We start from the raw sequence: 1,213 nt of genomic DNA, 5'->3' as shown, positions 1-1,213 counted from the left end.
ATAGTTGCAGACAATGTAAATCAAATAGCTAATGATATCTTAGAGGATGCTAGGAAGAAGAAGTTTTAACACTAAGCCAGACTTTTAGAAGTTTGGCTTGTATTAATTTTAATATCCAAAATGCTATATATTTTATTTCTTATTATTTTTCATAATTTTTTTATTAAAAAATAATTTTTTCATATTTAAATATTACAATTTTTTATTAAAAATAATATAAGATAATTCAACTCCCATAATCATAATAATCTTTTTACAAGGATGTTTTAATGAAAAATCTTACACAAAGTTTAACAGGAAAATTAACTTTCTTTGTTTTTTTAGCTATTATCGCGATTTTACTTATAGCAAATGCCTTTAACTATTCTGAAGTAAAGCATGATGTGCAAAAACTCATCAATGATATTCAAGTAAAAACAATACAAGATGTATTAAAAAATTTCGATGATTACACTGCCTCAAGAAGCGATGCTATAAAGGCTGTAGCATCTGAAATCCAAAAAAATCCTAATGCAAGTTTGGAGGAAATTTATACCATAGTTAGAACCGCAAAAGAAGCAAGTCGATTTGATGTTTTATATGTAGGTCTTGCTAAAAATGGTGCAATGATACGTTCAAACGGCAATCATCAAATGCCATCTGATGGTTATGATCCAAGAACTAGAAGCTGGTATACAAATGTTGCATCTGGAGAAGATAAAGTTGTTATATCAAAACCATACATTGCTCCTAGCTTAAAAGCCCCTTCTTTATCTTTTTCTTATCCTATAGTTGTAAATGGAAAATTTATAGGTGCAGTTGGTGGAAATTATGATTTAAATACTTTTTCGGATAATGTATTAGCTATGGGAAGATCTCAAAGTGGCTATACCGTAGTTTTAGACGATGATGGGACAATTTTATTTCATGAATCCTCTGAAGCACTTCTGACAAAAAATAGCTTAAGCCAAGAAATTGCAAAAACATATCTTGCAACTACAGAAGGAAAAGCAGGAGAACTCTCAAAAGAACCTATGCTGATAAAAGATGGTAATACACCTCGCAAAGCTGTAATTTGTCAAGAATCTTCAACAGGTTATAATGTTTGTGTTATAGCAGATGAAAAAATTTATAATGATCCTGTAAATCAAGCTTTAATTAAGCAAATTATCATAGGTACTATAAGTTTAGCAGTAGCTCTTGTAATTATAAGATTTATGATTAATTACAACTT

1 protein-coding gene is annotated in these 1,213 nt (G+C 29.1%); it reads left to right on the top strand.

Annotation, left to right across the window (positions count from 1 at the left end):
• Nucleotides 1-269: 269 nt before the first annotated feature.
• Nucleotides 270-1,213 (top strand): cache domain-containing protein (locus CAMP5053_RS08125; RefSeq protein WP_337217634.1); only part of this gene is annotated, 944 nt, incomplete at its 3' end.

Origin of the sequence: Campylobacter sp. S4:11, assembly GCF_024723695.1 — a bacterium.
Lineage (GTDB): Bacteria > Campylobacterota > Campylobacteria > Campylobacterales > Campylobacteraceae > Campylobacter_D > Campylobacter_D jejuni_C.
The sequence above is the reverse complement of the archived record's forward strand: the minus strand, read 5'-3'. Positions and strand labels throughout refer to the sequence as shown.